This is a genomic window from Pseudoalteromonas sp. AWH4_217, assembly GCF_056161105.1.
Window position 1 is genome coordinate 248,786 of sequence record NZ_JBSWYM010000003.1, and the last position, 19,912, is coordinate 268,697.

Below are 19,912 nucleotides of genomic sequence, written 5' to 3' on the forward strand. Positions count from 1 at the left end.
TTTATTCCTCGGTTGGCTTTTTAGGTTTTCTTCTTAGTGGTGCGTGTCCGTCGACATCAAACGGTGCCGGAATGGCTTTTTTCGCTTGCTGTGGCTTACGTTTAACTGGACGTTTTGCCTTTGCTTTTGTTTCTGTAGGTTTGCGCTTGGCACCAGGTTTAGGTTTAGCCACCTTGGCTTTAAAGCCTTTAAACTTTGCTTCAAGCCCTTCAACTGACTGAAACTGCACTGACTCCTTAAGATAGGCTGCAATGGCTTCGTAGCTCTTCCAGTCTTTAGGCCCGACAAATGAAATCGCATCGCCTTTAAACCCAGCCCGGCCAGTACGGCCAATTCGATGCACATATTCTTCTGCTTGTTTTGGCAAGTCGAAATTGATGACGTGAGAAACATTAAGCAAGTCAAGACCACGAGACGCAACGTCTGTGGTAACTAACACCTTATAAAGGCCGCGGCTAAACGCATCCATAATCTCCAGGCGTTTGCTTTGTGGCAAATCACCTGCCAGTGCAACAGCTTTGATGCCAAGTTCATTAAGCATGTCACTGAACCGAGTCGTGTCCTGCCGCGTTGCCGTGAAAATAATGCATTGCTTCACGTTATCCTGTTGTACGAAGTGCTTTAACAACGCCTCTTTGTGATCCAGGTGATCGGCAAAATACATCGCCTGACAAATATCGTCGTGCTTCTCGTTACTGCCGCTGAGCAGAATTCGCTTGGGTGATTTGAGCAGATCTCTGGAGGTGATTTCAATCTGAGCATGCTCAAGCGTTGCTGAAAATAATAACGTCTGACGAAGTCGGTGATCGGCTGCCTGGTTAATGGTCGCAAGTTGCTTTTCAAAGCCTAAGTCCAGCATACGGTCGGCTTCATCAAAAATCAGTAATTCAAGGCCATGAAGTTGTAAGCTGCGTTGTTCTATATGGTCGGTAATACGTCCGGGCGTGCCGATCACAAAGTGAGGATCTTTACGCAGGGCTTTGACCTGATCGTTAAAGTTCTCACCACCTAGCACTTTAGTGCAAGACATGGCAGCACCGGCAATTAATAGGCGACATTGGTTAAACACCTGCGTGGCAAGCTCACGAGTTGGTGCTACGATGAGTACACGAGGATCGCGTTTACTGAGCGCTTTTTGTTTCATCACGCGCTGAACAGCGGGCAGCAGAAAAGCCAGAGTTTTTCCTGAACCTGTCTTTGACTGTGCAAAGGTATCGTGCCCGGCAAGGGCAGTGGGAATGGCCTGAGCCTGGATCTCGGTTGGGGTTGTGATCCCCTGGTGTTCTAATTGTTTTTCAAAGCGCAGGTCAAGACCCAGTTCGGAAAATCTCAAGGTACTTTTCTCCAGTAATTATTTTCTAAAACGCAGTATTATAACAAACTAAGTCTACCTACCACCATAACTTTACCGCGCTTTGTGTCAGTTCTGCTTTGGTTGCTGACAAACGGTTTTGCAATTATCCATAAAATCCGTAAAATATCGCGCCTGGCGCCGGATTTACGATCCGGTTATGTGCTTACACGTCGTGCTTAAGTGTAGGCTGTTTTAAAGCTTATCGAAGAGAAAGTTATGAATAACCATTTTGTTGTATGTGCAATGTACAAGTTTGTGTCCTTGCCAAATTATCAAGCGATCCGTCAGCCTTTGCTAGATGTGATGGAAGCCAATGAAGTGCGCGGTACTTTATTGCTTGCAGAAGAAGGTATAAATGGCACGGTTGCGGGTAAACGTGAAGGCATTGACGCCTTGCTAGCGTGGCTGGACAAGCAGCCAGGCCTGGACAACATTGTATATAAAGAGTCATACGACGAAACCTGTCCGTTTTATCGCACTAAGGTCAAGCTGAAAAAAGAAATCGTCACCATGGGTGTTCAGGGTATAGATCCTAAAGAAGTGGTGGGTACTTATGTTAAGCCGCAGGACTGGAATGCACTGATTTCTGATCCTGACGTGGTACTGGTTGATACCCGTAACGATTATGAAATCGAGATCGGCACATTCAAAAACGCCATTGACCCTAATACAAAAACTTTCCGTGAGTTCCCGGCGTGGGCTGAGAAAAACCTGGATCCTGCAAAACATAAGAAAGTAGCTATGTTCTGTACTGGTGGTATTCGTTGTGAAAAATCAACAGCGTACATGAAAGAGCAGGGTTTCGAAGAGGTATATCATCTGGAAGGCGGCATTCTTAAGTATTTGGAAGATGTGCCAAAAGAGGAAACAATGTGGGAAGGCGAGTGTTTTGTCTTTGATAACCGTGTTGCAGTGGACCACGATCTAAACAAGGGCTCTTACGATCAGTGTCACGCATGTCGCATGCCGATCACCGAAGAAGAAATGCAACGTCCGGAATATATGGAAGGTGTTTCTTGCCACCACTGTCATGAAAATGTGACTGAAGAGCAAAAAGCCCGCTTTGCTGAGCGTCAAAAGCAAATTGAGTTAGCGAAACAGCGCGGCGAAGGACACATTGGTCATGAGGCGCAGGAAACGTTGCGTGCCCGCAAAGAGCAGAAACAAGCAAAGAAAGATGCACAGCGAGCCAAATCAGCTTAGTGAATCGAGCTAAATAAAAAAGCCAGCATAACGCTGGCTTTTTTATTTTAACTCGTGTTCGTTGAGCTATTAGTGCAGCAGGTCGCTACATACAGTGTAAGCTTCGCGAGAATAGCAAAACTGTGAGCCACAAGTGATACCATCTGATGCACAATTTGCGGTTCCGCCTGCTACCTGAGGTGTTACCGCCGCATTAAGTGACTGTGATGACTTTGAAAGTTGTTTCATTTTTTTTGCTTTTAACTTGATTTTCATTTTTAATTTCCTTTTATAGATACAAAGCCATTGAAAAGTAACAGTATTGTTCTCGAGTATCAAGTAAAAAGTTGCAAAAGCTGATGTATCCATGGTTTCGTATATTCAGTTGTAGAAGCGCATTGATAAACCAATACACCTACTTACCACTATCTAAACGTATTTCTTCAACCAAAGATTTTATCCAAGATGGTACATTCCGTCGATATATAGCGCATACTTGCTCAGTATGATTTTTTTTATCATATTGGAGCGTTAATTTACGTAGCTGCCAGGCTGAGAGCATGTAATCGGGCAGGTAAGCGATTGCAAGCCCGCTTTTGACCAGCTCGCATAACGCAGCGTAATCATTGACTATCCATTTTATTTGTCTGTTCATCGTATCATCATACCAGCCATCACAACTTGACCCGCGAAATTCACCACAAAACGGTGACGTATTAGGCACCGCGAAGGGGTAACTCGATAACTCTAAGGGGGTTACGCTATGCTTGCATGCAAGCGGATGAGTTTTGCCAACGGCCAGTTCGAGGGTTAACTCTCCAATTGGCATAGCTTCGAGCTCTTCATTCAGGTGGGGCCGGACCAGGCTGGTTGTCAGTGCTACATCGACCAGGCCCTGTTTGACCTTATTGAGTGCCTCCATTTCGAAGTCAGACTCATACTCAATTAGGATCCCGGAGGCTGCGGCACCGAAACGGCTGATCCAGCGATATTGAAGGATTGCTGGCGCTGACACTCGACATGTGAATACTGTGTTTGTGGGCGCCAGTGCAATTTGTGTACTGCGTGTGATATCAAGAATTTTTATCGCTTCAGGAAGTAAACGAGCGCCATTTTTGTTTAAGACAAGCTGCTTACCAACTCGGTCGAATAACAAGACACCTAATGATGACTCTAGCTTTTTTAATGACTTTGAGAGCGCACTGGGTGTTGTATTTAAGTCAATTGCAGCCAACTGTAGACTCTGTAAATTTGCTATCGCAACAAATCTTTTTAGTTCTAATATTTCCATATTGGAATTTATATACGCCAATAGTTGATGATATGGAATCGAATATACCTTAGATTGCGTAACTACGTTGCCCTATTTTTGGAGTATTTAATGATTAGATGGTTGGTGTTGTTGTTTCTAAGCCCAGTTGTACTGGCACATCAGGAGCACAGTACATTCGGTGTTCATGGTTTGGTAATAATGCAAGTAGACAGTAAGGTAATCGCCTCGCATTTGCCTATGCCCCGGGGAATGCATGCCAGACAATTTGTATTTGAGGTCAAACCTACACCAGCGCTGGCCCCTATTTTTGAGAGGCTTTTTAAGTCTCAAGCTTTGGTCACGTTTGCGCCCAGAGCCTTTGAGCTAACCAAATTGCGCCTTGGAGACATCCCTGTTCTGTCTGGAAGTGTGTATCAGGGTCATTTTGAGCGTGGTGGAAAGTTAGCAGGAAAAAATGTAACACTTGAGGTGGGTAAAATTATTTTAGATGAGCCTGTGACACCTGTAAAAAATGGGTACTTTTATGTCAGACCCGTTACTCGGGGACACTGTTTACTTATTCATAGAATTGGTCATTTACCCAGTTTTGACCAATTGGTTCAGGTGAAGTGTCACCATCAAAATGCATTACCAGCCTTAATACATGGTGGTGCAGGATTACCTCTGACCGGGCAAGTTCCGGTGCCCTATAAGTTTGTCAACGCACTTTATCTGGAAACTCAGAATTTCGACGAATAAAATAAAGATGCTCAAGGCTTGATACAAAACTTGCGAGCCTTTAACCAAGCTGGAGCGGGCTTAGTGAGCTGGGCGGGGCTTTTACCTGGGGTCACATTTACTTGTACTTTGGGCGCAAGATGGTGCTTGATTAAAAATTGCAGCTTGACGCTTTCCAGGCGGTCAAATGCTAATACTAACTCGTCTTTTGTCGCTTGAGGCAGTGAGTTGCCCAAGTTTGTTTCATTGGCGTTGACTAACCACAGCAACAGGGCTTTTTTTGATTCGTCAGGGTAAGCGTCTATTAAAGCTGAAATTGGACTTATCAGGCGCTGGAAGTTGAGCGTATGGCCCTGGATTGCAAAAATGAGCAATAGATTAGTGCCTGCGGTAATGTTTCCGCTGCGCTTATCGCTGGACTGGTAGCCGATTAGCGCCCGCCGATAATATTTTTCTGCTAGTTCTATATCACCTTCGTCCAATGCTAAGGTGCCAAGGTTGTTGTTTACGTTTGCTAGTGCACGTTCATGATGGAGCCTAAGCGCAATGTCTCGCGCCTCCTTATAGGATTGTTTAGCTAAAGGGTAGTCATTCATATGGCGCGAAAGGACAGCCAGATTAATCAGCAGGGCCATTCGCTTCTTGTCGGGCACATCAAGCCCGAGAGCGCAGGTATAAAAAGATTTGGCCTGATGAAAGTAGCCCAGACGCCTCAAAGCTATACCCATTGCACTTATTATGCTTGCAAGGCGTTTTTGGAAGTATTCTTGATGCTGAAGTTTCAACAGCGCAATGAGTTCTGCTTCTATATCATCAAAATTATTCGTCGCTATTGCTGAGCGTACCTTGATTAAATGCCAGCGGATCTGTTGCGATGGAGAGAGATTGGTGATTGTCGCAACTTGCCAGAGCAGGCGATAAGAGTGAGAGGGTTCAACAATGATGTAATCCTCGGCTTCTCTTAGAATGTCAGCGGAAGACCTGGAGGTGAACTGAGGTATTGCAATTGCGGGCATGATATACAAAATGCAGAGAAGTACGAATAAGGTGTATCGCAAATTATCTCCCGTTGTTGAGCATACCCTGTAATACTTTTTAAGATAGCGCAACAATGAAAGTGCGTCTACATATCAGGTATTCGTATAAAGTAATGGGAAGAGGTAGCGACCGGATAAAGCTGTGAGACAGGGCTGCCTGTAATCGGTATTTCCGGGCGCTATTTGAGTGGCTTACTGATGCGCATTATCTGGATTAAGATAAGCGCAAATTTGAAGAAAAGCCGATCCGAAAATTAAAGTGAGGTGTTTGGTGCGGCTCTGGTTGGGCTAAATGAAGCACTGTGGAGCCTTGTGTAACTTCCTCGGTGTGAAAAGATAGTTTGGTATAAGCATGTTTAAGTGCTACGCCTAAACTTAAACCCAGGCACAGCATCAGAATAAACAAACCACTTTGTTTTACTCTTTGTTTCATAATTTTCCTTATTATTCTTATTTTTTTGATGGTGCAAACTAGCACGGCTATAAATTACAAAACGCTAATGAATGTGTCAATTATTTTAACAGGCTATTATTGGTGATAGTGTTTCTCTGTCTTTCCGATTGTGATGTCGTTACTTTCCCACCAGCATGACGCGGTTTTCTATGTGTTAAGAAGGTTATCCAGGTAAGTAGAGAAGCCAGGAACAGCGCCGTACAGGTGGAAATCGCTGCGCCAGTAATGCCATGATCCGGAATAAGTAGCCAATTCAATATCGCGTCAGTAACTAATGTTAAAAGCCCAATAAATACGACATATTTTCCTTTGCCTGTGTATTGAAGCCAGGTTGAGATAAATGCTGTCACCGCCCAGAAACAAGAGCCTAGTATCAAGTACCTCAGTGCCCCATTCGCCGTAAAAAAGTCTTCACCAAACAATTGTAATAGGTGCGAACCAGATACCATTAAAACAACGGAGAGCAATACAACGATCACAACCATAACGCGTTGAGCTTGCCAAAGCACATGCTCGGCATGTTCTTCGCCTTTCTCTAAGGCCTGGCCGAGCAAGGGGACAAATAAAGCAATGATGCTAACCTGAGCGACTGGAAGCATATGAGCTGTTGTCACTGCACCGGCATAGTGACCAACTTCATGTTCCAAAGCCAGTAGCTCCAGCATATAAAGGTCTAACTGAGAAATCGCGATTGTGACTAACATGGCGAGCATCATGGGAACGGACGTCATCAGGAGTTTTGTACCATCATTGACGGGTGTTAAAGGAATGAAAGACATTAAATTTTGTTTTCGTAAAACACTTAATTGCCAGAAAGTTATTATAAGCAACAGACCAATACCTGCGGCAATTACCTGCCAAAGGTGCACTTGTTCCAGCAAAGCCGCCAGTGTTATGACGGCGATTGTTTTGCCAAGCGGCAAGCCAATCCGCCAGGGTAGGTTGGCATAAACCAGCAGCTTTGCGCTTTGCAATACACGGCTCAATATTGCTCCGATGGCAATAAGTGGTATGGCAGCAGATATCCACAGTAATGCATGATGCTCTTCCATCGACCAGCTACCTAAGTGCCAATAGCCACTTAAATAAGTACAGATAAAGAGGGCTAAAGACAAGCCGACTGCAATTTTAGCGAAGAACAGGACGAACCCGCCGACCTGACTGGTTGCATTGTCAGCAAGCGGTTTAGCCAAAACCTTTGGGGCGACGCGATCACCTCCTAAAAGTACCAATACGCCGCAAATTGTGGCATAAGCATAGGCGACTTTATAGTCGCCGTATTCATGAGCGCTGAGGTTGCGACTCAGGCTGAGGTTAAATGCGTAATCCACGATAAAGCCGATTATAACCGAGACACTGAGTGTCAGGGCGCCATGTTTAAGGTAGTTATCTTGTTGCATGGTATATCTGACCAAAGCATGCAGTAAGTAATGATAAAGGCATTATAGTGCACTGGGCATAATGGTTAAATTTCACCAGATTACACCCCGAATGCCGACTGAGCGTCGTACGCTAATGCAATATCGATACAACGCGAAGCAGCCTGCTTGTCACCCTGGACAAAGGCTGACACCGTCGCTCCTTCTTTGAGTAAACACAAGACATCAACCAACCTGTCATCCGGCTGGGGCAAGCTTTGTGTGATCAGGTGTCTCACCGCTGTTTTATGTCTGGCACAGCTATTCATGATTTGCGTGTTCAGTGACGCTGATTCACTGGCGGTGTTAATGAAAAAGCACCCTCTGAATGGACCAAGCTCAGGTGCACGATCGTGAAACCAGTCACTTAATGCATGAAACAGTATCTCGATGAGTGCTGCATTACTTTCAGCGCCCAACAATTTGCTTCTTAGCCACTGCAAATATTGTTGATCTCGAAGTGACAATGCGGCAAGCACCAGGTCGTCTTTGGAGCTAAAGTGATGATAGAGGGTTTTCTTCGCAACCCCACTGTGTGAGATGATCTCGTTTATTCCAACGCCACAGATCCCTTTTTGATAGAACAGCTCCAGTGCTTTGCTTAATAACAACTCTCGTTTATCTGACATATCAGCCTCCCATTATTTGTGTCTATCTTGACACGGGTAGACAAAGCTGTCTACCATGTTGGATAGAACGACTGGTCTACCTAAGGAGATGTTGTGTCAAACTGGATTGTCTATTTTTCTGCTGGATTAGGTTCTATGCTGGCAATTACTGCTCTTGCTCTGGTTGGGCAGCATGAGCAAGAGTACTGGCTTTTAATGGCAGCCTTTGGCGCGTCTTGCGTGCTGATCTTTGTCTTGCCCGAAAGTCCACTGGCCCAAGCGCGCAATGTGATTGCAGGTCATTGTATTACTGCACTGGTAGGGGTCGTTTTTGTTGAACTTGCCCCACTAAATGCATTCTCGCTGGGGACTGCAACAGGATTAGCAGTAATGCTAATGATGTATACGAAAACGGTGCACCCGCCAGCAGGTGCAAATCCATTATTTATTATGCTCACCGGTCAGGGATGGACATTTTTGCTATTCCCGGTATTGACTGGTGCGATTTGTCTGGTTTTGTTTGGCCGTGGCTACCACCTGATCTGTGCTCATGGGCTGTATAAAAACAAAAAGGTCGAGCGTAGCGGTTAGTTTATTTTGTCAAGGTAAATAATAGTGATTATCAATTCTGTTTGTGTATAATGCGCGGGTTATCGTAAAAATAAATACAGGGAGGGATAGTGCTCAATTCATTTCAGGTACTGCTCTTGATTGCAGGTACCTTGTTATTTTACCTCAGCAATAAAAACCAGCAACTACTGCCGAATAAGCTAAGTAACCGCTTCCGAGTGGCGTCTTATTTGACACTGCTCTGTGCATATGGCTTTATTTTCTCACAAATGAAAGGGCCTTCAGTGATTTTCCAAAGTATTATCGTGGTCATGCTGGGGTTAATGATTGCTCCTTTTGTTACGTTATTAATGAGTAACAAAAGGGGGAAGTCATGAACAGCGAGGCACGTATTCAACCACATTGGATGAGCAAATCTCTGGCTGGCATTATAGCCGGGGGACTGCTGAGTTTTGCGTTTGTTGGCCTGATCGTATGGTTCGGTCCGGATGGCCTCAAGGGGACGCTCACAAGCTCTGAGTTATTATGGAAAACTCAGTTCAACATGTGGATCATTGCGCCTATCTGGCTACTGATACTTAGCATGACTTTTTTGTTTAAAACGGGAAAGCAAGCCTGGTGCTATTTGTTATTGGCAAGTGCGGTATGTTTCGCGATGCAAGCGGTTTTAAGGAATGCGTTATGAAAGTGAGAGCGGACATTCTGCGCACCTATCAAACACTACATACCTGGACTGGCATAACGACCAGCTTACTTTTGTTTATCGGTTTCTTTGCCGGTGCATTGGTGATGTTTGCCCCGGAGATCGACCGATGGGCGACATCTCCGGAGAAACATATGCCTGCAATAGCTGCCGAACGCTATGATGAGTTGCTGCAAAAAGTGCTACAGGCGTATCCAAAAGCCGCTGACAGCGTAACCCTGTATTTTGATAAGTCGTTATCGCCTGTAAGTTGGTACGAGCAGGGTAATGGAAGAGGGCTTGCCCTGGATGAGGTTAAGTGGCACGGTACATTGAATAGTGACGGTGAGCTGGTTACCCAACTTGTGCCTGTAAATACGCTTTCGGCTATGCTGGATATGTTGCACCGCACCGCGGGTATTATTGGAGAAATCGATCATCATCAGGCTGGGATTTTTGTACTCGGTATTGCTGCATTTGCATATTTTATCGCGTTAGTTTCTGGTGTGATATTTCTGCTCCCAACCCTGGTTAAGCGTTTTCAAGCGCTGCGTCGGGACGGAGAAAGAAAGCGTTTTTGGCTGGATGGTCATAATTTGCTTGGTATTGCGAGTTTACCGTTTCACATTGTGATTGCGATTACCGTGACCGTTTTTGCGTATCATGACGTGTTTTATGGCGGCTTGTCGCAACTTTATGGTGATAAGCCTTTGTTCCCAGGAACTGAACCTTCAAAAGTTGAGCGGAAGTTAGCGGATTTGCCAAGAGTTTCTGAATTAGTTGCGCAAGTAGAGGCACACGCACCGGGTTATACTGTTTCGTATATCAGGTATGGAAACCTGACTAAACCAGCCGCATCAGCCAGCGTAGGTGTAGTGAATGAAGACCAGCTGATGCGAGGCGCGTTAAATGACTACGTATTTATAAACCCTTATACATTCGAAATTGCCTCTTCCAGCGCGGCACATCCGGAGCAAAATGTATGGGCAAAAATCGTATCTACTTTTTTTAGTCTGCATTTTGGTAGTTACGGTGGGGATCTGGGTCGCTGGGCTTACTTTTTAATGGGGTTGGCCGGCGCTGGTTTATTTTATTCTGGGAATATTTTGTGGCTTGAGAAAAGGCGTAAGAAAGGAATTCAGCAGAGCCGGAGTTATAAAGTGATGGGGGCGCTTACAGTCGGTGTCAGCCTTGGCGCGCTAACGGGCATTGCCGCCGTATTTGCCTGCAATAAGTGGCTGACTTTGACGTCCGTGAACATAAATCAGGCTTATCTGTTCCTCTATTATGCGAGCTTTTTTAGTGTCGTGCTATCTGCATTTGCTTACGGCCCGACACGAACGGCAATTTACGGACTTAAACTCCTGTCGTTGTTGTGTGTATTCGTGCCTGCAACGTCATTCATAGCAACAGTTATTCCGGACACAGCACTTTGGGCACCTAATAGCCTTGAAGCGCTTATGCTGGAGGTGATATCGGCACTGTTTGGCGTATTCTTTTGGTTACTTTCTAAACAGGTTATGCACCGAGCCTTACTAAATGAACCTGGTAGTATCTGGTATTTAAAGGACTTCACTATAACCTCAGAAATATCGATTAGGCATTCAGTTTAATGTAGAAAGATAAGGCCAGTTTTTAAAAGGCAGAGTTATAAACTCTGTCTTTTAATATCTGGTTAAGAACACATCATACTGTGACTCTAATATAATAATGTCAGCTTATTAGTAAGAACTCGCAGCATCGATTCTTCACACGAAGAGGGATCTGATAGTCCTTGTATCAGGGTCATGAAATAACAATCCATCATCACTGTTGCTTTCGTTTCATTGTATTCCTGCTCGGCAAAAAGCAGCTGTTTGAATGCATCAAGTTGCGCTGCAAAGTAAGACTGATGCCAAAGAAGATCTCCCAGCAAAGCTTTACTAAATTCTCTGTGTTGCAAATAAAAAGCAAATAAATGACTGGCGTAATGTCTGAGTTTCAGCCTTGCGGAATGATGTTGATCTGTGCCTTGGGCTAATGCAATAACACTGTCTATTTGCTGATGCATGGCTGTTTTAAGAATGTCGATTTTGTTAGGGAAATGACTAAATACAGTTCCGGCGGCAACACCTGCAGCAGTGGCTATCTGTCGGGTTGAGGTATCTTTGTAGCCTTGTGCAATAAACAGCTGCCAACTTTCGTCTAGTATCAACTGCCTTGTTTTTTCTCTTTTTTTCATCAGTGCTAAGCTAAAAACTTTTCGTCATTATATCACGTCTGTAGGGGACCGTAACACACAACATATCAAGTCGTTCAAGGTTCTGTTAAAAGCAAAAGGTTAGTCGAAACTTATTGTAGTCATAAAAATCATTGACAATTGAGCGTGCTCATTTAAAAATGTGAGCGCGCTCAATTATGAGTTAAGGAGGCTTTATGTTGCAGCGGTTGATAGGTTATCTCTTGTTTATTCCATTCATTGTGTTCTACAGCTATGTCTTGGGCCCAGCACTTAAGGCAGTGCTGGTACCCGGTGGGCTGGTTATATTCTTTTTTATTCTGGGACCTGATGCTTTTTTCCATCACTGGCGCAATGCTAAAAGTAATACCGAAACGACAAAAGAGAAAGGCATCCAGCCAGGATGAAAATGTCGATTCGCTTTGAAGCGCCACTTGGGTATAATACGCATGAAGTTGGCGCACACCCCATAACTATGCGCCTAAATCGTTCAATTTTAACTGAGGAATAATTATGACGGTTGGCATCATAATGGGCTCTAAGTCCGATTGGCCTACAATGCAACATGCAGCGGAAATGTTGGAGAAATTCGGTATTGATTACGAGACCAAAGTTGTTTCGGCACACCGTACTCCTCATTTGTTAGCAGAATATGCTTCCTCAGCGGCAGAACGTGGTATTAAGGTCATCATTGCTGGTGCTGGCGGTGCCGCCCATTTGCCTGGCATGGCTGCAGCATTTACCAGCCTGCCAGTACTAGGCGTACCAGTTAAATCCAAAACCTTAAATGGCGTAGACTCTCTATTATCTATCTGTCAGATGCCTAAAGGCGTAGCTGTTGGTACCCTTGCTATCGGCGATGCAGGTGCAGCCAATGCTGGTTTGCTAGCAGCACAAATTCTGGGCTGTCAGCAGTCTGAAATTTTTGAGAAAGTAGAGGCGTTCCGTAAGGCACAAACCGACACAGTTCTGGCAAACCCTAACCCAGCAGAGTAGTAATGAAAGTATTAGTATTAGGCGCAGGCCAGTTAGCTCGTATGATGAGCTTGTCTGCGACGCACTTAGATATTCAGGTTTCAGCCTACGATGTGGCGACCCAGCAGGTCATAAATCCAGTAACATTCGAAGCACATAGTGCCACTCTGGAACAAGCCATTGCAGATGTAGACGCTATTACTGCAGAGTTTGAACATATCCCTGCAGATATACTGTCAGTATGCCAAAAAACTGGTAGGTTTTACCCCGGTGCTGAAGCCATACTGACAGGCGGAGATCGTGCCAAAGAAAAGGCACTGTTGGAAAAAGCGAAAGTGGCCTGTGCTCCCTATGCATTGATCACTGAAAAAGCCCATTTCCTGGCGTCTATCGAAAAACTAGGCAAACCACTTGTCGTTAAAACCTGTCAGGCAGGATATGACGGTAAGGGTCAATGGCGTGTCAAACACGATGACGAAGTAGAAGCGATTTGGCAAGAAATGTCTGAGTTTCTTGCTGCGGGTACGAACACTGCACCACATGCGATTATTGCCGAAAAAATGATCCCATTTGACCGCGAAGTATCCATAATTGGTGTCAGGGACCACAATGGTCAATGCCGTATTTATCCTTTGACAGAGAATCAGCATACTAACGGCGTACTGACGTTATCTGTAGCAGGCAAAGAGAAGTCTGCAATCCAGTCACAAGCAGAGACCGCTTTTGCTGCTATTGCTGATGAGCTCGATTATGTTGGTGTGCTGGCGATAGAGTTTTTTGACGTTAACGGTACTTTGCTGGTTAATGAGATTGCACCGCGGGTGCACAATTCAGGACACTGGACTCAGCAAGGCTGTCATGTCAGCCAGTTTGAGAACCATATGCGCGCAGTGACCGGCTTACCCACGGGTGATACTAGCTTGCTAAGACCGACAGCCATGATTAACGTGCTAGGTCAGGGTGGTATACCGACAGAAGTGTTAAGCGTCACTGGCGTTACCAGTCACTGGTATGGTAAAACCGCAAAGCCTGGCAGAAAGATGGGACATATTAACGTCTCTGCCAATAGTCTGCACGAATTGGGCGAGCGGCTGGCTGAGCTTGCTGAGTTCCTCCCCGAAGCGGATTATCCCGGCATTACTCAGACAAGTCATGCCCTGATCCTCAATTAGGGCTATCATCACGCCGGGTTTACCCGGCGTTTTTTTGCCTGATGACTGCTGGGGAGCAATAACATGTTATTAGAACGACCTGGTTTACACCGAACCTTATTTCTGTTTGCTTTCTTGTTTGCGTTATCTCCTTTTGCAAGCGCCTCTTTGGCACTGTTCATTGGCCTTGGGTTTGCGCTGTTACTGGGCAACCCTTGTCCTGATTTATCCAACTCTGGCTCAAAATGGTTATTAAAGTTGGCTGTCATTGGTTTGGGGTTTAACGTTAATATTGAGGAGGTGTTGAGTGTAGGTCGCAGTTCTGTGGTATTAACTATTATCAGTATTACAGCGACGATTGGCTTGGGTGAAATACTGAGCCAGGTATTCCGGCTAAACCGTAATACGGGTACACTCATCTCATTTGGCACGGCTATCTGTGGTGGTAGCGCTATTGCCGCTATGGCGCCTGTGATCAAAGCAAAACAAGAAGAAATCGCCATTTCGTTAAGTGTAATTTTCGCCCTAAACGCACTTGGTTTACTTATCTTCCCCTGGCTTGGGCACTACTTTTCTCTGACAGAAAGTCAATTCGCATTATGGAGTGCGCTGGCGATTCATGATACCAGCAGTGTAGTGGCTGCCGCCGCAGTTTACGGCCCGGTTGCACTCACAATGGCTACAACGATTAAGCTGACCCGGGCAATGTGGATTGTCCCTTATGCTGCCATTGCCGGCGTATTTTGGCGCTCTTCCGAAAAGGCCAGTATCCCTTTATTCATTGTTGGGTTTATTGCGGCGGCTATGATAAATACCTGGTTACCTGACTACCAGCCTGTGTGGGCTGTACTTTACAGCGGCGCAAAGTCAGTGTTGGTAGCGAGCTTGTTTTTAATAGGCAGTGGTGTCTCAATGACAATGTTACGCCAAAGTGGCTGGCGACCCTTTGCGATGGCTTCTTTATTGTGGTTTATCGTCAGCGGTGTGATGCTACTACTGATCCTGGATGGTTTGATCTCGTTATAAGATAAGTAAGCCTAACGAGCTCTCTATATAGACATCAATGCATTACAAAAAAATAAAATAAATGAATTTTTTTTGGAACTTATTGCGCAAGCGTCGGGTCTACTTTTATGAGGCGTGGATAGGCCTCATTTCATACTCGTTGTCCATCAACGACTATGTGAGCGCAGAGAGTATTTGGCCAGTATCTTTACTGGCCTTTTTTTTGCAATAATCGTTCTATTAGGTCGTTTATCTTAAATTGTTCGAATTATCCGTATTCTTCTGCTTAAATTAGCCCACAATAACAACCTTAGACAATTCATATAATGAAACAATCTCTTACTTCTCTTGCCGTGGCATCAGCGCTGTTCCTCGCCGGATGTCAGGTCACCCAATCAAGTCAAAACAAATCGACTTCATACGAAACCCAACCCGCAAAGGTGATTACGACCAAAGCGGTAACGGGGTCTGAATCGATTACGCTAGAGCAGGCTATGGCTCATCCTGACTGGCTAGGTCGAAAACCTGAGAAGGAGTTTTGGAGTGCCGATAGTCAATCCGTTTTGTTTCAACAAAAACAAGCGGGTAGTGAGCTAAGAGATACTTTCAAATATGGTCAGCACGGGCTTAAACAAATCGCGTTATCTGACAAGCATCAAATTGGTGCTGTAAACGCGGTATATTCACAAGATGGCAAACGACAAGCCTATACCTTTGCGGGCAATGTGTTTGTCAAAGACGTCGCTTCCAATTCGGTTCATCAGTTAACACGCTCCAGTCAAACGGCAAAGCAATTGCAATTTCTGACATCCGGCAATCTAGCCTACTTAGCGGGTAATACCTTTTATGAAATTGATTTGGAGTCAGGACTCACGACCGAGTTGGCTAAGCTGGTGCTTAGCGACGCTCCTGAAGGCATTGCTGAGCCAAAAACTTATATCGCTCAGGAACAGCACAAATTAATTAACTATGTGGCCTTGCAACATAAAAACGCAAAAGACGCACAGAGCCGCCAAGAAGCGCTAGTCGAGCAAAACGCCACCCTCGACAACAACCAGTTTTACCTGGGTAAAGGCCAGCGTATTGTTGAAGCCAGTTTATCTCCGGCAGGGGATAAATTGCTCGTCGCACTTACCGAAGACGTTCCTGAGCGTAGTGAACAGGACATCATGCCTAACTATGTGTCACAGGATGGTAATATTGACCCGGTTAAAGCACGCAGCCGCGTAGCGGATAACAAACCTGTCAAGCACAGCCTTGTTTATATAGATCTCAATGGCAAGCAGCAAAGCATGCTGCCTTATGACACATTGCCAGGTTTCGATGAAGATGTATTGGCACAGGTCAGGAAAGAGAATGCGCTGGCACTTGGTAAAACGTATACCAGCAAGAAATCCCCTCGTCATATTACTCTGATGCTTGACTGGGCGTGGGATCAGTCGGCAATTCAATGGAATACACAAGGCTCTGAGGTAGCTGTCATGCTAGAGTCCTGGGACAATAAAGACCGCTGGATTGCGACTGTTAACTTTAATAGCAACAAACTGGTTTCTCAGCATCGTTTGCACGATGAAGCATGGATAAATTACACGCACAATGATTTTGGCTGGCTTAATAATCAAGATACTCTGTATTACCTGTCTGAGGAGTCAGGCTACAGTCATTTGTATACCAAAGCGTTGGAAGGCGAGGCGAAGCAACTGACTTCAGGAAAATATGAGGTATCAGAGCTTACGCCGACAAAAGATAACAAGTCCATCTACTTTAAGGCAAACATCAAGCACCCTGGTATCTATGAAATTTACCGAGTTGCGCTGCAATCAGGTGAAGTTGAAACGCTGACAAACCTTGATGGTATGACAGATTATGTGTTGAGCCCTGATGAAAGCAAACTGCTACTGACGCATTCAAAAATTGTCATGCCACCTGAATTATTTATCGCTGATGCTAAACCAGGCAGCACGCCAAAACAAATCACCCATACTGTGTCTCAGGAATTTCTGAATAAAAAACTGATAGCACCAAAAGTGGTGGCTGTTCCATCGAGCAATACCGAGCAACCGATTTATGCCAAGGTATACTATCCAGCTGACTATCAGGAAGGGGAGCAGGGCAAAACACGCAAAGCCGTGATCTTTAACCATGGCGCCGGCTACCTACAAAATTCACATATGGGCTGGTCTGTATATTTTCGTGAATTTATGTTCCACTCCTTGCTTGCCAGCGAAGGCTACGTCGTGATGGATATGGACTACCGAGCCTCAAAAGGGTACGGTCGAGACTGGCGTACAGCTATTTACCGCCATATGGGTAAACCAGAGATAGAAGATTTAGCAGATGGTGTTAACTGGATGGTCGAAAACGTCAACGTAGACAAAAACTCTGTTGGTACCTATGGTGGCTCTTATGGTGGGTTTATGACTTTCATGGCCTTATTTACTCAGCCAGAGCTCTTCCAGGCGGGTGCTGCGCTTAGACCAGTTACTGACTGGGCCTATTATAACGACCCCTATACCTCGAATATTCTGAACCGTCCAGCGGATGATCCCATTGCGTATCGTCGTAGCTCACCAATTTACTTTGCTGAGGGGCTAAACAAACCTATGTTGATCAATGCGCCTATGATTGATGACAATGTCTTTTTCCAGGACGTTGTGCGTCTGGTACAGAGATTGATAGAGCTTGAGAAAGAGAACTTCGAAACGGCTATTTACCCTGTAGAGCCACACGGATTCATTCAGCCTTCGAGTTGGTTAGATGAATACCGTCGTATCTACAAATTGTTTAAAGAAAATCTATAGTTAATGTTCAGCGCAGATCAGTCGATCTGCGCTGTTAACTATTTACTTTTTCTGCCACAACAGAGGCACTGCCAATACCAACCCACCGAGGGCACCAATTAAGTGTGACTCTATGGCAACACGCGACGAAATGAGTTGACCTACATCTTCACTGGGGCCAGCGTATTGCTCCCACACCAGCTTGCCTGCAATACCGAGAAATAGCAGAATACCGGTTCTTTCTCCCACTTTTATATCCTTTACTGCTCCCCAGACTATAACGCCGTGTAACAGGCCACTGAGCCCCGTGTAAATACGAATATCCGGGCAAAATAACCAGATACCGACTCCGGTCCACAATCCAAGTATCAACAGGTGAAGTGCATAAACTTTAGGAGTGCGGTACTCTGCATGGAGTACCCAGATAAACACAACGCCAACTACGTTCAGTAACCAATGCATCCAGTTGGTATGAACATACTGACTGGTCCAGATCCGCCATAGCTCGCCCTGATCAATCAGATCTCGGTTAAAAACCAGTATTTCCCTGACTGATGGGATCATCAGTAAAGTACACAAGAACATTAAAACGAGCGGGGGAAGAAGGTAACGAGGCGCTAAAGGGAGATCAAACATAATATTTCTTAGAATTTTTTTGCATATTGTGCCTGTTTACTTTTATGATGCCAATCATCTATCAGAAGAATTTCCAGACTCTATGAAATATCGCCTATCACTTGCCGCACTGGCGCTTGGCGCCGCCATACCATTCACTTCTTTAGCCCTAGACAATAACACCAGAGAAGTCAGAGAGCCCGAAGCTGCAACCGGATTACAGTTAAAGAAAGAGAAGACGGCCAAAAAGTATATGGTCGTTGCAGCCAATGCGCATGCGAGCAAAGCCGGCCAGCTTATGTTACAACAGGGTGGCAGTGCTATTGATGCCGCCATTGCAGCGCAACTGGTGCTAACGCTTGTTGAACCCCAATCTTCGGGGATCGGGGGAGGCGCCTTTATTCTTCACTACGACAAAGAAAATGAATATCTGACTACGTTCGATGGCCGAGAAACAGCACCTAAAGCAGCAACCCCCTCATTGTTCTTGGATAAGGAAGGTAAACCCGTACGTTGGATAGAAGCGGTAGTTGGAGGACGCTCTGTAGGCACACCCGGTGTGTTACACGCAATGAAGCAAGCGCATGATAAGTATGGAAAATTGAAGTGGCGCCATCTGTTTAAGCCTGCAATAGAGCTTGCTGAAAAGGGCTTTTTGGTTTCTCCACGACTCCATATGTTGTTAGAAAAAGAGCTCAACCCGGGGTTGACCAAATTATCTCCAGCCAAAGAATATTTCTATCCCCAAGGCAAAGCGCTGGAAGCGGGTACTTTGTTAAAGAACCCAGAGCTTGCGAGACTATACCGAGAAATTGCAGAGTTTGGTTTGAAAGGGTTTTACGAAGGTAAAAATGCCGATGATATAGTGCGCGCTGTCCAAAAATCAGCGATTGCGCCAGGCGTACTGTCATTATCTGACCTTAAAAATTACCACAGTAAAGAACGTGCCCCCATTTGTACCACCTACCACAGTTACAGGGTGTGCTCAATGGCCCCACCAAGCAGTGGCGGGATTGCCGTTTTGCAAATCCTGAAACTACTCGAGGGTAAGAAGCTTAGTCAATATAAACCAAATGACCCTGAAGCCCTGCATTTATTTACTCAGGCTTCTCGATTGGCTTTTGCTGATCGTAACTATTATATTGCCGACCCTGACTTTGTAGAAGTGCCAACTCAGGGCTTGCTGAACCCCGCTTACCTGAAGCAAAGAGCGGCACTTATCACAGATAAAGACAATAAAGATGTTCCCATTGGCGATCCTAGTATGGGCAAGCTGGCTTACGCACAGGACAACAGCTACGAGTTGCCATCAACCACACATTTGTCGATAGTGGATGCACAGGGCAATGCGGTTTCTATGACGTCTTCTATTGAAATGGCCTTTGGCTCAACCGTCATGGTTAACGGGTACTTGTTAAACAATCAACTTACGGACTTCGCGCTGTCTCCAAAAATTGGTGACCTCTGGGTTGCAAACAGAGTGGAAGCCAGCAAGCGTCCACGTAGCTCGATGTCACCTGTCATGGTATTCAACAAGGACGGTTCATTAAAACTTGTTGTTGGCTCACCGGGAGGCAGTCGCATCATCAATTATGTGGCACAAACAGTGATTGGCGTACTGGATTGGGGCATGTCACCGCAGCAAGCTATTGACCTGCCGAGGGTAACTAACCGCAACCAATACACCACGCTTGAAAAAGGTACTGAGGTGGCAAAGTTAAAGCCACTTTTGGAAGCAAAGGGACATACTGTCAGAGTCCGAGACCTGAATTCTGGCATTCACGCCATCGCAGTGACAGAGGATCTGTTATTAGGGGGGGCTGATCCACGTAGGGAAGGCGCGGCAATGGGAGAATCCAGCGAGTAAGTTTGG

Annotated in this window: 20 protein-coding genes; 11 read left to right on the plus strand and 9 right to left on the minus strand. The window is 45.4% G+C overall.

All coding sequences use genetic code 11. The features are described from left to right. Position 1 precedes the first annotated feature (1 nt). A complete protein-coding gene (locus tag ACXAH1_RS04535) occupies positions 2–1,333 on the minus strand; it encodes a DEAD/DEAH box helicase (protein ID WP_475194234.1) in 1,332 nt (443 codons plus the stop codon). A gap of 237 nt (positions 1,334–1,570) precedes the next feature. Between ACXAH1_RS04535 and trhO the strand changes: the two genes are divergently transcribed. After that, positions 1,571–2,557 (plus strand): oxygen-dependent tRNA uridine(34) hydroxylase TrhO, encoded by a 987-nt coding sequence (gene trhO / locus ACXAH1_RS04540; protein ID WP_054015149.1) that lies wholly within the window; start codon positions 1,571–1,573, stop codon positions 2,555–2,557. A gap of 69 nt (positions 2,558–2,626) precedes the next feature. Here trhO and ACXAH1_RS04545 read toward each other — a convergent pair whose 3' ends face one another. Together ACXAH1_RS04545 and ACXAH1_RS04550 are read right to left on the minus strand one after the other, a co-directional pair. Then, a complete protein-coding gene (locus ACXAH1_RS04545; protein ID WP_253045144.1) occupies positions 2,627–2,812 on the minus strand; it encodes a hypothetical protein in 186 nt (61 codons plus the stop codon). A gap of 139 nt (positions 2,813–2,951) precedes the next feature. Further along, positions 2,952–3,827, minus strand: coding sequence for a LysR family transcriptional regulator (locus tag ACXAH1_RS04550; RefSeq protein ID WP_475194240.1), 876 nt, complete (start codon positions 3,825–3,827; stop codon positions 2,952–2,954). Positions 3,828–3,917: 90 nt separating this feature from the next. Here ACXAH1_RS04550 and ACXAH1_RS04555 point away from each other — a divergent pair, with 90 nt between their 5' ends. Beyond that, positions 3,918–4,547 carry a hypothetical protein gene (locus tag ACXAH1_RS04555; RefSeq protein WP_475194243.1) on the plus strand — a complete coding sequence of 210 codons (630 nt, stop codon included), beginning with the start codon at positions 3,918–3,920 and terminating at the stop codon, positions 4,545–4,547. 11 nt (positions 4,548–4,558) lie between these two features. Here ACXAH1_RS04555 and ACXAH1_RS04560 read toward each other — a convergent pair whose 3' ends face one another. The 4 genes from ACXAH1_RS04560 to ACXAH1_RS04575 all read right to left on the minus strand — a co-directional run bounded on the left by ACXAH1_RS04560 (position 4,559) and on the right by ACXAH1_RS04575 (position 8,064). Continuing rightward, positions 4,559–5,584: a tetratricopeptide repeat protein gene (locus tag ACXAH1_RS04560; protein ID WP_475194245.1), complete on the minus strand. Its 1,026-nt coding sequence runs from the start codon at positions 5,582–5,584 to the stop codon at positions 4,559–4,561. A 193-nt stretch (positions 5,585–5,777) separates the two neighbouring features. After that, entirely contained in the window at positions 5,778–5,996 is a 219-nt protein-coding gene (locus tag ACXAH1_RS04565; protein ID WP_138552500.1) for a hypothetical protein, read from the minus strand. 80 nt (positions 5,997–6,076) lie between these two features. After that, on the minus strand, positions 6,077–7,417 hold the full coding sequence (locus ACXAH1_RS04570) for an oligosaccharide flippase family protein (protein ID WP_475194247.1): 1,341 nt from the start codon (positions 7,415–7,417) through the stop codon (positions 6,077–6,079). An 80-nt stretch (positions 7,418–7,497) separates the two neighbouring features. Further along, complete coding sequence (locus tag ACXAH1_RS04575) at positions 7,498–8,064, minus strand: TetR/AcrR family transcriptional regulator (RefSeq protein WP_475194248.1); 567 nt, start codon at positions 8,062–8,064, stop codon at positions 7,498–7,500. Positions 8,065–8,157: 93 nt separating this feature from the next. Between ACXAH1_RS04575 and ACXAH1_RS04580 the strand changes: the two genes are divergently transcribed. The 3 genes from ACXAH1_RS04580 (at position 8,158) to ACXAH1_RS04590 (ending at position 10,908) form a co-directional block, all read left to right on the plus strand. Beyond that, positions 8,158–8,634, plus strand: coding sequence for an HPP family protein (locus tag ACXAH1_RS04580; protein WP_475194251.1), 477 nt, complete (start codon positions 8,158–8,160; stop codon positions 8,632–8,634). A gap of 352 nt (positions 8,635–8,986) precedes the next feature. Beyond that, complete coding sequence (locus ACXAH1_RS04585; RefSeq protein WP_475194253.1) at positions 8,987–9,298, plus strand: hypothetical protein; 312 nt, start codon at positions 8,987–8,989, stop codon at positions 9,296–9,298. Then, positions 9,295–10,908 (plus strand): PepSY-associated TM helix domain-containing protein, encoded by a 1,614-nt coding sequence (locus tag ACXAH1_RS04590; protein ID WP_475194256.1) that lies wholly within the window; start codon positions 9,295–9,297, stop codon positions 10,906–10,908. The genes ACXAH1_RS04585 and ACXAH1_RS04590 overlap by 4 nt, the downstream gene beginning before the upstream one ends. Before the next feature lie 86 nt (positions 10,909–10,994). Here the strand turns inward: ACXAH1_RS04590 and ACXAH1_RS04595 are convergent, their stop codons facing one another. Continuing rightward, positions 10,995–11,516 (minus strand): TetR/AcrR family transcriptional regulator, encoded by a 522-nt coding sequence (locus ACXAH1_RS04595; RefSeq protein WP_475194258.1) that lies wholly within the window; start codon positions 11,514–11,516, stop codon positions 10,995–10,997. Between the two features lie 194 nt (positions 11,517–11,710). Between ACXAH1_RS04595 and ACXAH1_RS04600 the strand changes: the two genes are divergently transcribed. The 5 genes from ACXAH1_RS04600 to ACXAH1_RS04620 all read left to right on the plus strand — a co-directional run bounded on the left by ACXAH1_RS04600 (position 11,711) and on the right by ACXAH1_RS04620 (position 17,445). Then, positions 11,711–11,920: a hypothetical protein gene (locus ACXAH1_RS04600; protein WP_054015139.1), complete on the plus strand. Its 210-nt coding sequence runs from the start codon at positions 11,711–11,713 to the stop codon at positions 11,918–11,920. 106 nt (positions 11,921–12,026) lie between these two features. Further along, positions 12,027–12,509, plus strand: a complete 483-nt coding sequence (gene purE / locus ACXAH1_RS04605; RefSeq protein ID WP_475194260.1) for a 5-(carboxyamino)imidazole ribonucleotide mutase — start codon at positions 12,027–12,029, stop codon at positions 12,507–12,509. A 2-nt stretch (positions 12,510–12,511) separates the two neighbouring features. Next, on the plus strand, positions 12,512–13,660 hold the full coding sequence (locus ACXAH1_RS04610) for a 5-(carboxyamino)imidazole ribonucleotide synthase (protein WP_475194265.1): 1,149 nt from the start codon (positions 12,512–12,514) through the stop codon (positions 13,658–13,660). A 63-nt stretch (positions 13,661–13,723) separates the two neighbouring features. Next, positions 13,724–14,665 (plus strand): YeiH family protein, encoded by a 942-nt coding sequence (locus tag ACXAH1_RS04615; RefSeq protein WP_475194267.1) that lies wholly within the window; start codon positions 13,724–13,726, stop codon positions 14,663–14,665. A 305-nt stretch (positions 14,666–14,970) separates the two neighbouring features. Continuing rightward, positions 14,971–17,445 carry a S9 family peptidase gene (locus ACXAH1_RS04620; RefSeq protein ID WP_475194270.1) on the plus strand — a complete coding sequence of 825 codons (2,475 nt, stop codon included), beginning with the start codon at positions 14,971–14,973 and terminating at the stop codon, positions 17,443–17,445. Between the two features lie 42 nt (positions 17,446–17,487). Here ACXAH1_RS04620 and rrtA read toward each other — a convergent pair whose 3' ends face one another. After that, positions 17,488–18,060 carry a rhombosortase gene (rrtA, locus tag ACXAH1_RS04625; protein ID WP_475194272.1) on the minus strand — a complete coding sequence of 191 codons (573 nt, stop codon included), beginning with the start codon at positions 18,058–18,060 and terminating at the stop codon, positions 17,488–17,490. An 82-nt stretch (positions 18,061–18,142) separates the two neighbouring features. Between rrtA and ggt the strand changes: the two genes are divergently transcribed. Next, entirely contained in the window at positions 18,143–19,906 is a 1,764-nt protein-coding gene (ggt, locus tag ACXAH1_RS04630) for a gamma-glutamyltransferase (protein ID WP_475194275.1), read from the plus strand. Positions 19,907–19,912 lie beyond the last annotated feature (6 nt).

Bases quoted from the DNA above. Each gene is read 5' to 3' on its own strand.
- ACXAH1_RS04590 (WP_475194256.1), top strand. From the start codon at position 9,295: ATGAAAGTGAGAGCGGACATTCTGCGCACCTATCAAACACTACATACC.
- ACXAH1_RS04550 (WP_475194240.1), bottom strand. From the start codon at position 3,827: ATGGAAATATTAGAACTAAAAAGATTTGTTGCGATAGCAAATTTACAG.
- ACXAH1_RS04565 (WP_138552500.1), bottom strand. From the start codon at position 5,996: ATGAAACAAAGAGTAAAACAAAGTGGTTTGTTTATTCTGATGCTGTGC.
- ACXAH1_RS04600 (WP_054015139.1), top strand. From the start codon at position 11,711: ATGTTGCAGCGGTTGATAGGTTATCTCTTGTTTATTCCATTCATTGTG.
- ACXAH1_RS04595 (WP_475194258.1), bottom strand. From the start codon at position 11,516: ATGAAAAAAAGAGAAAAAACAAGGCAGTTGATACTAGACGAAAGTTGG.
- rrtA (WP_475194272.1), bottom strand. From the start codon at position 18,060: ATGTTTGATCTCCCTTTAGCGCCTCGTTACCTTCTTCCCCCGCTCGTT.
- ACXAH1_RS04575 (WP_475194248.1), bottom strand. From the start codon at position 8,064: ATGTCAGATAAACGAGAGTTGTTATTAAGCAAAGCACTGGAGCTGTTC.
- ACXAH1_RS04555 (WP_475194243.1), top strand. From the start codon at position 3,918: ATGATTAGATGGTTGGTGTTGTTGTTTCTAAGCCCAGTTGTACTGGCA.
- ACXAH1_RS04610 (WP_475194265.1), top strand. From the start codon at position 12,512: ATGAAAGTATTAGTATTAGGCGCAGGCCAGTTAGCTCGTATGATGAGC.
- ACXAH1_RS04585 (WP_475194253.1), top strand. From the start codon at position 8,987: ATGAACAGCGAGGCACGTATTCAACCACATTGGATGAGCAAATCTCTG.
- purE (WP_475194260.1), top strand. From the start codon at position 12,027: ATGACGGTTGGCATCATAATGGGCTCTAAGTCCGATTGGCCTACAATG.
- ACXAH1_RS04615 (WP_475194267.1), top strand. From the start codon at position 13,724: ATGTTATTAGAACGACCTGGTTTACACCGAACCTTATTTCTGTTTGCT.
- ggt (WP_475194275.1), top strand. From the start codon at position 18,143: ATGAAATATCGCCTATCACTTGCCGCACTGGCGCTTGGCGCCGCCATA.
- ACXAH1_RS04620 (WP_475194270.1), top strand. From the start codon at position 14,971: ATGAAACAATCTCTTACTTCTCTTGCCGTGGCATCAGCGCTGTTCCTC.
- trhO (WP_054015149.1), top strand. From the start codon at position 1,571: ATGAATAACCATTTTGTTGTATGTGCAATGTACAAGTTTGTGTCCTTG.
- ACXAH1_RS04545 (WP_253045144.1), bottom strand. From the start codon at position 2,812: ATGAAAATCAAGTTAAAAGCAAAAAAAATGAAACAACTTTCAAAGTCA.
- ACXAH1_RS04570 (WP_475194247.1), bottom strand. From the start codon at position 7,417: ATGCAACAAGATAACTACCTTAAACATGGCGCCCTGACACTCAGTGTC.